This window comes from Paenibacillus sp. JSM ZJ436, from assembly GCF_044383795.1.
In the GTDB taxonomy this organism is placed as follows: Bacteria; Bacillota; Bacilli; order Paenibacillales; family Paenibacillaceae; genus Paenibacillus_AQ; species Paenibacillus_AQ algicola.
Window position 1 is genome coordinate 129,908 of sequence record NZ_JBISEO010000006.1, and the last position, 14,182, is coordinate 144,089.

General features: G+C 53.9%; 11 protein-coding genes. All 11 read left to right on the forward strand.

Annotated elements, in window-relative coordinates; genetic code table 11:
- Positions 1 to 8: 8 nt before the first annotated feature.
- The 11 genes from ACH6EH_RS10095 to spoVE all read left to right on the forward strand — a co-directional run bounded on the left by ACH6EH_RS10095 (position 9) and on the right by spoVE (position 14,179).
- Positions 9 to 1,277, forward strand: coding sequence for an adenosylhomocysteinase (locus ACH6EH_RS10095; RefSeq protein WP_397332217.1), 1,269 nt, complete (start codon positions 9 to 11; stop codon positions 1,275 to 1,277).
- A gap of 217 nt (positions 1,278 to 1,494) precedes the next feature.
- Positions 1,495 to 1,932: a division/cell wall cluster transcriptional repressor MraZ gene (gene mraZ / locus ACH6EH_RS10100; RefSeq protein ID WP_208203002.1), complete on the forward strand. Its 438-nt coding sequence runs from the start codon at positions 1,495 to 1,497 to the stop codon at positions 1,930 to 1,932.
- Between the two features lie 63 nt (positions 1,933 to 1,995).
- Positions 1,996 to 2,949 carry a 16S rRNA (cytosine(1402)-N(4))-methyltransferase RsmH gene (gene rsmH, locus ACH6EH_RS10105; RefSeq protein ID WP_138225284.1) on the forward strand — a complete coding sequence of 318 codons (954 nt, stop codon included), beginning with the start codon at positions 1,996 to 1,998 and terminating at the stop codon, positions 2,947 to 2,949.
- A 33-nt stretch (positions 2,950 to 2,982) separates the two neighbouring features.
- Complete coding sequence (locus ACH6EH_RS10110; RefSeq protein ID WP_138225285.1) at positions 2,983 to 3,387, forward strand: cell division protein FtsL; 405 nt, start codon at positions 2,983 to 2,985, stop codon at positions 3,385 to 3,387.
- A gap of 18 nt (positions 3,388 to 3,405) precedes the next feature.
- On the forward strand, positions 3,406 to 5,640 hold the full coding sequence (locus tag ACH6EH_RS10115; protein WP_397332218.1) for a penicillin-binding transpeptidase domain-containing protein: 2,235 nt from the start codon (positions 3,406 to 3,408) through the stop codon (positions 5,638 to 5,640).
- Positions 5,641 to 5,723: 83 nt separating this feature from the next.
- A complete protein-coding gene (locus tag ACH6EH_RS10120; RefSeq protein WP_138225287.1) occupies positions 5,724 to 7,670 on the forward strand; it encodes a stage V sporulation protein D in 1,947 nt (648 codons plus the stop codon).
- A gap of 63 nt (positions 7,671 to 7,733) precedes the next feature.
- Positions 7,734 to 9,221, forward strand: a complete 1,488-nt coding sequence (locus ACH6EH_RS10125) for a UDP-N-acetylmuramoyl-L-alanyl-D-glutamate--2,6-diaminopimelate ligase (protein WP_397332219.1) — start codon at positions 7,734 to 7,736, stop codon at positions 9,219 to 9,221.
- Positions 9,218 to 10,636 carry a UDP-N-acetylmuramoyl-tripeptide--D-alanyl-D-alanine ligase gene (locus ACH6EH_RS10130; RefSeq protein ID WP_397332220.1) on the forward strand — a complete coding sequence of 473 codons (1,419 nt, stop codon included), beginning with the start codon at positions 9,218 to 9,220 and terminating at the stop codon, positions 10,634 to 10,636. Before ACH6EH_RS10125 ends, ACH6EH_RS10130 begins: the two co-directional genes overlap by 4 nt.
- Positions 10,637 to 10,640: 4 nt before the next feature.
- The gene (gene mraY, locus ACH6EH_RS10135; protein WP_138225290.1) at positions 10,641 to 11,606 is read left to right on the forward strand and encodes a phospho-N-acetylmuramoyl-pentapeptide-transferase; all 966 of its coding nucleotides are present in this window, start codon (positions 10,641 to 10,643) and stop codon (positions 11,604 to 11,606) included.
- A gap of 2 nt (positions 11,607 to 11,608) precedes the next feature.
- A complete protein-coding gene (murD, locus tag ACH6EH_RS10140; protein WP_397332221.1) occupies positions 11,609 to 13,030 on the forward strand; it encodes a UDP-N-acetylmuramoyl-L-alanine--D-glutamate ligase in 1,422 nt (473 codons plus the stop codon).
- A gap of 51 nt (positions 13,031 to 13,081) precedes the next feature.
- Positions 13,082 to 14,179, forward strand: coding sequence for a stage V sporulation protein E (gene spoVE, locus ACH6EH_RS10145; protein WP_397332222.1), 1,098 nt, complete (start codon positions 13,082 to 13,084; stop codon positions 14,177 to 14,179).
- Positions 14,180 to 14,182: the final 3 nt, after the last annotated feature.

The following is a 14,182-nucleotide window of genomic DNA, read 5'->3' on the forward strand; positions in this document are numbered from 1 at the left end:
CGTTACATTTGAGTTCCAAATCAGTAGAGAACAGTATTATTACGGATCTGGGTCTGGCACCGGAAGGACATCTGAAGATTGACTGGGTTGAGGCGCATATGCCTGTGCTGAACAAGGTTCGTAAGCAGTTTGAAGCAGAGCAGCCCTTTAAGGGACTGAAAGTGGCCATTTCTCTTCATCTGGAAGCCAAAACAGCTTACCTTGCGAAGGTTATTCAGGCTGGCGGCGCGGACGTAACCATTACGGGCAGTAATCCGCTGTCAACACAGGACGATGTGTGTGCAGCGCTGGTAGAGGACGGCGTTACCGTGTTTGCGAAATATAATCCGGAGCCGAAAGAATATAAAGAGCTGATGATCCGGGCACTTGAAACCAAGCCGGATCTGATTATCGACGATGGCGGAGATCTGGTGACGATCCTGCATGCAGAGCGTCCAGAGCTGCTGGAAACTGTGCGCGGCGGTGCGGAGGAGACGACTACAGGCATTCTGCGCCTGAAAGCCCTGGAGAAGGAAGGCGCCTTGAAGTTCCCGATGGTTGCGGTTAATGACGCGTACTGTAAATATTTGTTTGATAACCGTTACGGCACAGGACAGTCCGTGTGGGATGGCATTAACCGGACAACGAATCTGGTTGTAGCGGGCAAGACTGTGGTCGTCGTGGGCTACGGCTGGTGCGGTAAAGGCGTGGCGATGCGGGCCAAGGGCCTTGGAGCGAATGTCATTGTCACGGAAATCGATGCAATCAAGGCCGTGGAAGCGTACATGGATGGCTTCCGGGTTATGCCGATGCATGAAGCGGCACGCGAGGGTGACTTCTTCGTCACGGTCACGGGTAACCGGGATGTCATCACGGGTGAGCACTACGATGTGATGAAGGACGGCGCGATTTTGTCCAATGCGGGTCACTTTGATGTAGAGGTTAACAAGCCGGAGCTGCAAGCCCGCTGCCAGTCTGTAAGGACGGTCCGCCGCAACATTGAGGAATATCAGCTGAAGGATGGACGCAAGATTTACCTGCTTGCCGAGGGACGCCTTGTCAACCTGGCAGCGGGAGACGGCCACCCGGCAGAAATTATGGATATGACCTTTGCGCTTCAGGCGCTTTCCCTGAAATATGTCAACGATCTGCACAACAGCATCGGAAGCCGGGTCGTGAACGTGCCTTACGAGCTCGACGAGCAGGTAGCGCGCTATAAGCTGGAGAGTCTCGGAATGGGAATTGATCAGCTTAGCGAGGTTCAGAAATCCTACCTGGACAGCTGGGCCGAGCACTAAAATCACAGATTTATAAGGGTTTGGCCAAGTCTTCGAGAAGCTCTGTCTCTCCTGCAAGGGGGCGGCAGAGCTTTTTTCAATTTGGGGAATTTCCGGTAATCCTGAAAAAAATGGTTAAAAACGAGAAGGAATTTGATTAAAAACGAAGAATCTATTATTCTAATGTGGTGGAAAGTGGTGTAAAGTGGGGGAAATGGGGTAAGGGGTGAGTGACCGGATGTTTATGGGAGAGTATCAGCATAACATCGATGATAAAGGCAGATTAACGATCCCTGCCAAATTCCGGGAACTGTTAGGCAGCTCTTTTGTTGTTACCAGGGGGCTGGATCAATGCCTCTTTGTCTATCCTCATGAAGAATGGGCTGTCATGGAACAGAAGCTCAAATCACTGCCGCTGATGAAATCCGATGCCCGGGCCTTTTCACGGTTCTTTTTCTCCGGTGCAGCGGAATGCGAATGGGATAAACAGGGAAGGGTAAATTTACCGGCCAATCTCCGTGAGTTCGCCAAGCTGGATAAAGAGTGTGTCGTGATCGGCGTATCCAGCCGGGTCGAGGTATGGAGCAAGGACAAATGGAATGAATACTACCAGCAGTCAGAAGAAGCGTTTAATGATATTGCCGAGAAGCTGGTTGATTTTAATTTTGACTTATAGAGAAAGACAATCCGTACATAAGACAATGTTCAGGATGAATTGCACATTATGGAGGGCTGCAGCTTGTTTCATCACATCACGGTACTAAAAGAAGAAGCGACAGAGGGGCTGCGCATCCAGCAGGAAGGGATTTACGTGGACTGTACGCTGGGAGGAGCCGGCCACAGTGCTTTAATTGCTTCCCAGCTTGGTGATCAGGGTCGTCTGATTGCACTGGATCAGGATGATTGGGCGCTAGATAACGCCAAGGAGGTTCTGGGCCAGGAAGAGCACAAGGTGACGCTTGTCAAAACCAACTTCAGAGATCTTGAACAGGTGCTGCAAGAGCAGGTGGAGCCGGATGCTGACGGCGTGTCGCGCGTTCACGGAATATTGTTCGATCTCGGTGTCTCTTCGCCTCAGTTCGACGAAGGAGAACGGGGGTTCAGCTACAACCATGACGCACCGCTGGATATGAGAATGGATCAGTCAGCGGGCCTTACGGCAGCAGAGATTATCAATGAATGGCCGGAGCAGGAAATTGCCAGAATTCTGTATCAGTATGGGGAAGAGAAGTTTTCCAGGCGGATCGCCAAGGTCATCTGTGAGAAGAGAGCCAATCAGCGTGTTGAAACGACAGGGCAGCTGGTGGAGCTCATCAAAGAAGGGATTCCTGCTGCTGCAAGACGCACGGGAGGCCATCCTGCAAAGCGAAGCTTTCAGGCGCTGCGCATTGCCGTGAATGACGAATTGGGGGCATTTGAGGATGCGCTGCATCAGGCCGTGAAATGCCTTGCTCCAGGCGGCAGAGTTTCGGTCATTACCTTCCACTCGCTGGAGGACCGGATTTGTAAGCAAATTTTTAACAGCTATGTTGCCAAATGCACCTGTCCCCCTGATTTTCCAATGTGCGTATGCGGCGGGGGAGAAGGACAGCTGAAGTTGGTGAATCGGAAGCCGATCATTCCAAGGGATGAGGAGATCGCCATGAATCCGCGTTCCCGCTCCGCGAAGCTGCGCATAGCCGAGAAATTGTAGATTGACCCAATAACAAACAAGGAGAATTCAGCCATGGCCTATACCCGCGGAAACCTGGCCGTTCAGGAGAGACAGAAGGAACGCCACAATGGATATGTTGAGAAAACAACGGTAATCAGACGCCGTTCCCAGCTGCCCCAGAAAGAAAAACTGCTCTATCTGCTGTCTGTCATGTTTGTAGTCGCGGTGATGGGCTGGATCGGAATGGGCCATGTCAAGATGTACGAGCTCAACCGGCAGATCCAGAAGTCGGACTATCAGATCCATGAAGCAGGCAAGAGCATGGATGTCCTGCAGGTCAAGAAGCAGACACTGGAGATGGGAATTGTTCAAAAGGCGAAGGAGCTTGGATATATCCAGGCTGAGCAGAGCGAGGCCATTCACTTACCGGGCCATAGCAATGCTGCAGGTACTGCAGGCAAGGCGTCGGGAAACTAGGATAGTGAGGTTGAACCGATGATCAAAAAAATTAAAATGCGTTCACTGCTAATAGGGGGATTCATCACCCTCTTTTTTGCTGTTTTGATAGTCCGTGTATTCTGGCTGCAGGTCGTCGATATGGACTCCTGGCGGGAAAGAGCGATGCAGAACTGGGAACGGGAGCAGACGCTCACAGCTTCAAGGGGCACGATCTCGGACCGGGACGGCGATATCCTTGCTATGGATGCACCGGCTTATACCGTAGTGGTCAATCCGAGGGTAATTCAAGCCAACGGGCTGCAGGACGAGGTGGTTGATGGGCTGAACCGGCTGCTTAGCAAGAACAAGGATGAGCTGGTCAAGCTGGTCACAGCCAAGGACGATAAGGGAAATTACCTGATCAACCGCGAGGTGCGAAATGAAGGCTGGAAGATTGGCGAAGAAAAGCGGGAGGAAATTCAGGGCCTGATGGACGAGCTGGAGCTGCAGCTGCAGTCGGAAGGAAAGGTTCCGGATTCCGGAATTAACCTGATTGCGGAGAACAAGCGCTTTTATCCGCGTCATTCACTGGCAGCCCATATTCTGGGCTATACCGATCGGCAGGGACAGGCACGGGACGGCTTTGAGCTCATGTTCGATGAGCAGCTCAAGGGCGTGGACGGATTTGCCAGATATAAAAGCGATAAGAAAGGCGTCAAGCTGCCGTCTGCGGACGATGTGTATCAGCCGGCCAAGAATGGCAGCAATATAAAGCTGACCATTGACGATACCATTCAGCATTATATCGAGGAAGCCATGCGGGAGGTTTATGAACAATATGAGCCCGTCAGCATGACCGTCATCGCGGCAGATCCGAACACCATGGAAATTCTCGGGATGGCGAATCTGCCTACCTTTGATCCCAATACTTACTGGGAAGTAGCATCGGATTACAGCAATTATTATAATCATGCGATCCGCTCCACTTACGAGCCGGGCTCAACCTTCAAGATCGTGACGCTTGCCAGTGCTATCCAGGAGAATTTATTTGATCCCAATGCCTATTATAAATCCGGATCGATTCGGGCCGGAGGACGGACGCACTGGGATATCCAGCGCAACGGCTGGGGAACGATCACTTATTTGGAGGGCGTCAAACGCTCCAGTAACGTTGCCTTCGTCAAGCTGGGCTATGAAATGCTCGGCAAGGAACGGCTGACGAATTACATTAATTTGTTCGGGTTTAGCGGCAAGACGGGCATCGAGCTTCCGGGCGAGAGTCTGGGGATTCTGAACATGAGCCGGGACATTGACATATCCACCGTGCCTTATGGCTATGCCGTCTCGGTTACCCCGATTCAGCAGATTGCAGCCATATCTGCTGTGGCTAACGGGGGCAAGCTGCTGAAGCCGCAAATCGTCAAGGAAATTCAGGACCCTAACACCGGTGAGGTTCAGGTTATTCAGCCGGAGCTGGTGCGTCAAGTCATCACACCGGAAACCGCACGCAAGACCGGAGGTTACCTGGAGCAGGTTGTTGCCGATCAGGAGCAGGGCACAGGCTATAACGCCTTTATCGAGGGCTACCGTGTTGCAGGAAAGACCGGAACGGCCGTTAAGGGTGATTACAGTGATAACACAAGGCTGGTGGCTTCCTTCACGGGGTATGCTCCTGTCGATGATCCCCGAATCGCTGTGCTCGTCATTGTGGATGAGCCGAATGATCAGCTCGGGGGCGGCGCAGTGGCAGCGCCGCTGTTCCAGAAGATTGTATCCCAGACTTTGAAATACTGGGGTGTTCCCAAGACCGAGGAGGCTGCCGAGGATGCGACAGCCGCCAAAGCAGCGGCACTGCAGCCAGATACACGGGTTGCACCGGAGCTTTCCGGCATGAGCATGAAGGATATCAAGACCAAGCTGCTGGCTGAAGGCTTCGTGTATGAGGTGCTCGGCAGCGGAAGCAGCCTGGTCAAGCAGGTTCCCGCGCCGGGAACGGCGTTGTCTGCCGGCCAGCGGATTTACCTCCTGACCGAGGATGCAGCCCAGATGGAAATCCCGGATATGCGGGGGGAGTCACTTCGTGATGCTATGGAGATTCTGAACCTGATGAAGGTGAAGGTCAATGTGCAGGGTGAAGGCTATATTGCCGATCAGAAGGTTACGAAGGAGAAGGACGGCCGGGTGGTGTACCTTACGCTGAAATCGTCCTCAGAATCGTTGCAGGGAGAGCCTCCTGAGGAGGAGGACGAAGCTGAAGCCGGGCAGGAGTCCGGAGAGAAGGACGAGGAGTAGCTTGTTCTATCCCCCGTTTGTACCGAATACTCATCAGATAGAGCTTTCTATGAGTAAACAGGTGAACGGGGAGGGAATGAGCTTTGAAATTTTCTGCAGTATCTAGACGAAAGCGATTGTTCTGGAGCCTGTTATTTCTTGTAATGATGTTTGCTGCCCTGGTCATCCGGCTTGCCTATGTCCAGCTGGGTGAAGGCGCAGAGCTGTCGGCCAAGGCGGAGGAGCTGTGGCGCCGTAATATTCCCTATACCGCCGAACGGGGCAACATTCTCGATCGGAACGGAGAGGCGCTCGTTACGAATATCAGTACCCCCACCATTATGGCTATTCCGGTCCAGATTAAAGAGCCGGACAAGACGGCAGAGCTGCTGGCAGCCAAGCTGGGTATGACCAAGGATCAGGTGTATAAAGTGATTACCAAAAAGGGTTCAATGGTCGAGCGGCTGAAGCCCGGCGGGCGAAAGATCACGATGGAGCTGGCTCAGGAAATTCGTGATCTGGAGCTGCCGGGCATCGTCGTAGCCGAGGATAATATGCGCTACTATCCTTATGGAGGGCTGGCGGCACATATTCTTGGCTTTACCGGCATTGACAATCAGGGCCTGACCGGCACCGAAAAAAAATTCGATGACCAGCTGAGCGGCCTGAACGGCAGCATCTCGTATTTATCGGATGCGGGAGGACGGCTGATGCCGGGTTCCTCGGAGAAATATGTCGAGCCGAAGGACGGACTTCATCTGGAATTAACGCTGGATAAGTCTCTGCAGTCGATTATGGAACGGGAGCTGGATCAGGCCATGGTGAAATACCAGGCAAACGCCAGCTGGGCCATCGCCATGAATCCCAAAAACGGCGAAATTCTTGCGATGGCCAGCCGTCCGGGATATTCACCGGCCCATTACCGTGAGGCGGATTCGAGTGTATATAACCGGAACCTGCCGATCTGGATGACATATGAGCCGGGCTCTACCTTTAAGATTATTACGCTTGCTGCAGCGCTGGAAGAGGGAAAGGTTGATCTGAAGAACGACATGTTTTTTGACCCGGGGTTCGTTGAGGTTGGCGGTGCCAGACTGCGCTGCTGGAAGCGGGGTGGCCATGGCAGCCAGACCTTTATGGAGGTCGTCCAGAACTCCTGCAACCCCGGCTTTGTCGCATTGGGTCAAAAATTGGGTAAAGAAACGTTGTTCGATTACATCCGCGACTTTGGCTTCGGTACCAAAACCGGCATTGACCTGATCGGCGAAGAGAACGGGATTCTGTTCAAGCTGGACCGGGTTGGTCCCGTGGAGCTGGCAACGACCTCGTTCGGACAGGGGGTGTCTGTAACTCCCATCCAGCAGGTGGCTGCCGTCTCGGCTGCGATCAATGGGGGCAAGCTGTATACCCCGCATGTCGCCAAGGCCTGGATTCATCCGGAAACCGGTGAGGTTGTGGATGAGATTGAATCTGCGCCCGTCCGGCAGGTCATTTCGGAAGAAACCTCCAAGCAGATTCGCGAAGCGCTGGAGAGCGTTGTAGCCAAAGGGACCGGCCGCCCGGCATTTATCGACGGCTACCGTGTCGGAGGCAAGACAGGAACCGCCCAGAAGGTCATTAACGGCCGCTACTCCACTACCGAGCATATTGTTTCTTTTATCGGGTTTGCGCCGGCTGACGATCCGGAGATCGTCGTGTACGCTGCTGTGGACAATCCGAAGGGCATTCAGTTCGGGGGCGTCGTCGCGGCACCTATTGTCCAGAACATTCTGGAGGATTCGCTGCACTACCTAAAGGTGCCCAAGCGCAGTGATCAGCTGGCAAGGGAATACAAATACGGCGAAACTCCGGTAGTTACCGTGCCAAATCTGGTAGGAGCCACCATTCAGGATCTGTATGAGGATCTGAATATGAATTTCAACCTGGCCAAGTCAGGCACAGGCAACGTCGTCATCAACCAGGCTCCCAAAGCGGGCAGCCGGGTGGAGCGAGGTTCAACCATTCGAATATATATGGGGAATGCATCCGGCGAAGAGGAGCATAGTCATTAGGGACTCTCTTTTTCATGGATTTAGAATGGCGGAACCAGAGTCACCGCGTATAGGGGGATGACGATGAAGCTGAAAGAGCTGATGGATGTGCTTGCGGCGGCGGCGATTGCCGGTGATGGGGATACGGAAATTACAGGCCTGTCCTGTGATTCGCGGCAGGTGAAAGCGGGAGATCTATTTATCTGTCTGCCGGGCTACGAGAAGGACGGTCACGATTATGCCGCGGAAGCGGTGGAGCGGGGCGCTGTCGCCCTGCTGGTAAACCGGCAGCTGGATATACCGGTTACGCAAGTTGTCGTCAAGGACTGCCGATTTGCTCTGGCCGCGCTGGCAGATGCTTTCTACCAGCAGCCAAGCCACGGAATGACCCTGATCGGAGTCACCGGTACGAACGGAAAGACGACCACGACCTGTCTCATTCATCAGATTATGAATGACCACGGCGTCGAGACCGGAATGATCGGTACGCTTCGAATGTCTTTTGGCGGAGTCTCATACCCGGTATCCCGGACGACACCGGGTGCTCTGGAGCTGCAGCGCTCCTTGAGTGAAATGGCGCAGAGCGGCGTCCAGCTCTGTGTGATGGAGGTATCCTCGCACGCACTGGAGCAGGGCCGGGTCAAAGGAACTGATTTTCGCACCGCGGTATTCACGAATCTGACGCAGGATCATCTCGATTATCATGCTTCTCTGGAGCAATACCGAGCGGCGAAGGGATTGTTTTTCTCCCGGCTGGGCAATGCTTTTTCCAAGGACCCGAAACGGCGCAAGTATGCGGTGATGAATGTCGATGATCCATCGTCGGAGGTATATGCCAAGCTGACGGCAGCAGAGGTCATCACGTATGGCATTGATCGGGAAGCGGATGTTCGCGCCGTTAATATTTCCGTGAGCGCTCAAGGCACCTTTTTCCGTGCCGAGACGTTCCGCGGGCAGGTGGATGTCCAGCTGAAGATGGTCGGCCGATTCAATGTGTATAATGCACTGGCTGCCATTGCGGCTGCCTTGCTGGAGGGAGTGCCGCTTGAGAGCATCGCGGCCAGTCTTATGAAGATGCATGGCGTTGAAGGCCGGGTGGAGCCGGTGACGGAGGGGCAGCCATTCGCGGTTATCGTGGACTATGCGCATACTCCGGATGGCCTGGACAATGTGCTAAGAACGATGAAGGAAATTGCGCAGCAGCGGATTCTGACCGTATTCGGCTGCGGCGGCGACCGGGATCGCAGCAAACGTCCTGTTATGGGACGGATTGCCGCTCAGTGGAGCGACCAGATCATTATCACATCGGATAATCCAAGGTCGGAGAATCCCGCACAGATCCTTCAAGATATTGAAGCCGGCCTGAAAGCAGAAGGTATTCCGCAGGAAAGGTATGAGCTGATTGAGGATCGGCGGGACGCGATTAAAAAGGCTATTGAAATGGCAAGCCCGGGAGATGTAGTATTGATTGCGGGGAAAGGCCATGAAACCTACCAACTGATACGGAATCAAGTCCTGGACTTTGATGACCGTATTGTTGCAAAAGAAGCGATAAGGGGCAGACAATTGTGATCCATACCAATTTGAAACACATCGCAGCCATGTGCGGCGGTGTGCTTATACACAGTGAGAATCATTTCATCAGCATTCAAGGGGTGTCTACCGATTCCCGGACCCTGCCGCAGGGCTGTCTGTACGTGCCGCTGGCCGGGGAACGGTTTGACGGCCATGATTATGCAGAGGCGGCATTGCAGCAGGGAGCCTCGGCGGTGCTGTGGCAGACAAACCACGGCACCCCGCCCGAAGGGCCGGTAGTTCTAGTGGAGGACACGCTTTTGGCGCTACAGTCTATGGCGGCTGCATACCTAAGAGAGACCGGCGTTAAGGTCGTGGGCATCACAGGCAGTAACGGGAAAACGACCGTTAAGGATATGGTAACCTCCTTGCTCGGGACCCGTTATAACGTGCACAAAACGCAAGGCAATTTCAACAATCAGATCGGACTTCCGCTGACTGTACTGGGGATGTCTGCGGATACAGAGATTGTCGTTCTGGAAATGGGCATGAGCGGGCGGCATGAAATTGAGTTGCTCTCAAAGCTTGCCCGCCCGGATGTGGCGGTCATTACGAATATCGGGGAGTCCCATTTGCTGCAGCTTGGCTCTAGAAAAGAGATTGCCCGCGCCAAGGCAGAAATATTAAGCGGCCTTCAAGAAGGCGGCCTCCTTGTTTTTCACGGGGATGAGCCTTTACTGCATGAAGTGCTTGCTGAGCCTGAAACCCGGCAGCCAGAGCAATATTCGGTCTTTAAGTTTGGGACAGAGCCAAGCAATGATAATTCACCCGCTGGCCTGATGTTCCATGAGAAGGGGGTAATATTCACCTCCACCTTGTATGACGGCGAAAGCTTCAGTCTTCCGCTGCTAGGCAAGCACAATGTCATTAATGCGCTGGCTGCCATGGCAGTAGCGTCTCATTTTGGCGTCAGCAGAGAGGATATGCGTGAAGGCTTTGCTTCCCTCAAGCTGACAAGCATGCGCATTGAAGCCATTCAAACCACACATGGGGTAACCGTGCTGAATGATGCTTACAATGCCAGTCCGCTGTCTGTCAAGGCAGCACTGGATGTATTGGCAGGCATGAATGGCTATAGACGGCGGATTGCCGTGCTCGGGGACATGCTGGAGCTAGGAGATCAGGAGCAGGAGTACCATGCAGAGATCGGACAATATATCGCGGTAGAGCATATCGATCACCTTTATACATACGGACCGCTTGCCCTGCACATCGCGGAAGCGGCCCAAACCCGGTTATCCCAAGCGCAGATCAGCGCCTTTACGGATAAAGCAGCTCTGATTGAAGCGCTCGTGGAGTCTGTAGGCTCACAGGATCTTGTGCTGGTCAAGGCCTCCCGGGGCATGAAGCTCGAAGAAGTCGTGGATGCGCTCAAGCAGCTTCCGCAGAACGAAAATGATGTGAGGGGGTGATACGGTGGACTTTCAACTCTTATTGCTGACAATGGGTGTATCCTTCATACTCGCTGTTATTTCCGCTCCGCTGCTGATTCCGCTGCTTCGTCGCATGAAGTTCGGTCAGCAGGTTCGGGATGATGGTCCTCAAAGCCATTTGAAAAAAGCCGGTACGCCTACGATGGGCGGTGTGGTGATTCTGCTTGCGTTCACTCTGACCTTTCTGAAATTCGCCCCTGTGGATAACAGCTTCTACGTGCTGCTGGTCGGCACGCTGGGCTTTGGCCTTATCGGGTTTCTGGATGACTATATCAAGATCGTTTTCAAACGCTCCCTGGGCCTGACTGCACGCCAGAAGCTGTTCGGACAGCTTCTGTTCGCAGGAATCATGTGCTGGCTGCTGTTGAATAACGGTCATAGCACGGCGATCGAGGTACCGGGGACGGCGTGGTCGTTTGATTTCGGACCCTGGTTCTACTATCCCTTCATCGTGCTGATGATGCTGGCGATCAGCAACGCGGTCAATTTTACGGATGGACTGGATGGTCTGCTTTCCGGCGTGAGTGCGATCGCCTTCGGGGCTTACGCTTTGGTGGCGATACAATCTACATCGTTTGCCGCTGCGTTCTGTGCCGCAGCCATGATCGGTGCAGTGCTCGGATTTCTCGTGTTCAATGCCCATCCCGCCAAGGTATTTATGGGAGACACAGGCTCATTGGGCATTGGCGGCGCTATCGGCTCCATTGCTATCGTGACCAAAAGCGAGCTGTTATTTCTCATTATCGGCGGTGTGTTCGTCATTGAAATGCTCTCGGTCGTTATTCAGGTAATCTCCTTCAAGACCCGCGGTAAGCGTGTCTTCAAGATGAGCCCGATCCATCACCATTACGAGCTGTCCGGCTGGTCGGAGTGGCGCGTTGTGATCACCTTCTGGGCTGTCGGCATTGTATTAGCAGGCATCGGACTTTATATTAACGAGGGGTTGTAGAGATGAAACATCCGGAAGAGTACCGCGGTAAGGAAGTCATTGTGTTAGGGCTTGCCAAAAGCGGGCTGCAGGTGGCCAAAGTGCTGCACGCGGCAGGTGCAGCCGTAACGGTGAATGATCAGAAGCCGCGGGAGGAATGCCCGGAAGCCGCAGAGCTGGAAGCCGCCGGCATCAAGGTTATCTGTGGCGGACACCCCGACAATCTGGTGCATCCCGGTGTGGAGCTGCTGGTCAAGAATCCCGGTATCCCCTATCGCGCCGCACCGATCGTGAAGGCGGGCGAGCTGGGGATTCCGGTCGTGACTGAGGTAGAGGTGGCCCAGCATTTGTGCCGGGCACCGATGATCGGGATTACTGGCTCCAATGGCAAGACAACGACGACCACCTGGGTGGGCAAGCTTCTTGCCGCAGCCGGGATGAAGCCGATTGTAGCCGGTAATATCGGCACGCCGCTCTGTGAAGCGGCGCAAGCGGCGCAAGAAGATCACTGGATGGTGGTAGAGCTTAGCAGCTTCCAGCTCAAGGGGACAGAAGACTTTCATCCCCGTGTCGCTTGCCTGCTGAATATTACTGAAACCCATCTGGATTACCATGGGGATCTGGACGATTACATTGCCTCCAAATCCAAGCTGTTCGCCAATCAAACTCCGGACGATACCGCAGTCCTGAATTGGGATGATCCGGTATGCCGGAGTCTTGTGCCTTATATCCAAAGTACAATTCTGCCGTTCTCGATGCAGGAGCAGCTTCAAACGGGTGTGTACGTCATGCCTCCTTATCTTCCAGAGCTTGAGGACAAGCAGGAACGCCGTATTGTCTATACGGATGAGCAGGGCATCACTCATGACATTCTTCCCGTCCACCAAATCGGCCTGCCCGGCCGGTTTAATGTGGAGAATGCGCTGGCAGCGGCTGCAATTGCAATCGCTGCCGGTGTGCCTGTATCCATGCTTGCCGGCCCGCTGACAGACTTTAAAGGGGTAGAGCATCGACTGGAATTTGTAAAAGAGCATCATGGCGTAGCCTACTACAATAATTCCAAGGCCACCAATGCCAAGGCCACTTCCATGGCCTTGACCTCCTTTGAGCAGCCAATCGTGCTGATTGCCGGCGGTCTGGACCGGGGATCAGATTATCTGGAGCTTGTCCCGTTCTTTAAAGGGGGTGTCAAGGCAGCCGTGCTGCTTGGCGAGACCAAAGAGAAGCTGGCCCATGCCGCAGAGCAGGCCGGACTAAAGGACATTGTCCTGGTGAATAATGGAGAGGATGCCGCCGCAGTGTTGGCGTCAGCGGTGAAACAGGCAGCCGAGCTGGCAGAGCCGGGAGATGTTGTTCTTTTGTCGCCGGCTTGTGCGAGCTGGGACATGTTTAACTCCTTCGAGACACGCGGACGCATTTTTAAAGAGGCGGTGCATAATCTGTAAGTAGGGGGGTGTGGATAAGCCCCTACTTACCCTGCTAAAGGTGGCCTCTCCATGAACAAAAAGCTCCCGGCGCCAGATTTATGGCTCCTGATCAGTATTCTAGCCCTGCTGACCATCGGAATGGTCATGGTGTATAGTGCAGGCTCTGTCCTGGCTTTTCATGATTACGGGGATTCCTTTTATTTCGTGAAACGGCAGCTATTGTTCGCTGTGCTGGGCCTGGGTGCCATGTATGTAACTGCCCATATCGATTTTAAAGTGTGGAAAAAGTACGCGAAGCTCGGCCTGCTCCTCTGCTTCGTCATGCTGGTCATCGTACTGATTCCAGGGGTCGGTGTTGTCCGCGGCGGCGCGCGCAGCTGGCTCGGGATCAGCTCCTTCGGCATTCAGCCCTCGGAGTTTATGAAGCTCGGCATGATTTTGTTTCTGTCCAAATGGCTCTCGCGGGACGACTATCAGATCAGTTCCTTTACTAAGGGGCTGCTGCCGCCACTCGGCTTGATTGGTCTGGCCTTTGGCCTTATCATGCTGCAGCCGGATCTGGGTACAGGCGCTGTGATGCTGGCCGCCGCGCTGATGATTGTATTTGCGGCAGGTGCCCAAATGAAGCATTTGGGCTTTCTCGCGCTTGGCGGCGCAGCGGGCTTCGTCGGCCTGATTCTGGCGGCGCCGTACCGCCTGAAGCGTATTACCGGCTTTCTCGATCCTTGGTCTGACCCCTTGGGAACGGGCTATCAGATTATTCAATCCCTGTATGCCATAGGCCCCGGCGGGCTCGGCGGGCTGGGACTGGGGATGAGCCGGCAGAAGTACAGCTATGTTCCTGAGCCCCAGACCGACTTTATTTTTGCTATTCTGGCCGAAGAGCTGGGATTTATCGGCGGGGTCATCGTCCTTCTGCTCTTTATGATTCTGATCTGGAGAGGCATGCGGACGGCGATGACCGTCAATAACAGCTTTGGTAGCCTGCTGGCTGCAGGGATCATCGGCATGGTTGCGATCCAGGTCATCATTAACATCGGCGTCGTCATCGGGCTGATGCCGGTTACCGGTATTACGCTGCCGCTGATCAGCTACGGAGGAAGCTCTCTGACGCTGATGCTGACTGCGCTCGGTATTTTATTAAATATTTCCCGTTATGCGAGGTGAACG

Coding starts and splice junctions, on each gene's coding strand:
- mraZ (WP_208203002.1), top strand. CDS start 1,495: ATGTTTATGGGAGAGTATCAGCATAACATCGATGATAAAGGCAGATTA.
- ACH6EH_RS10110 (WP_138225285.1), top strand. CDS start 2,983: ATGGCCTATACCCGCGGAAACCTGGCCGTTCAGGAGAGACAGAAGGAA.
- ACH6EH_RS10115 (WP_397332218.1), top strand. CDS start 3,406: ATGATCAAAAAAATTAAAATGCGTTCACTGCTAATAGGGGGATTCATC.
- ACH6EH_RS10125 (WP_397332219.1), top strand. CDS start 7,734: ATGAAGCTGAAAGAGCTGATGGATGTGCTTGCGGCGGCGGCGATTGCC.
- murD (WP_397332221.1), top strand. CDS start 11,609: ATGAAACATCCGGAAGAGTACCGCGGTAAGGAAGTCATTGTGTTAGGG.
- spoVE (WP_397332222.1), top strand. CDS start 13,082: ATGAACAAAAAGCTCCCGGCGCCAGATTTATGGCTCCTGATCAGTATT.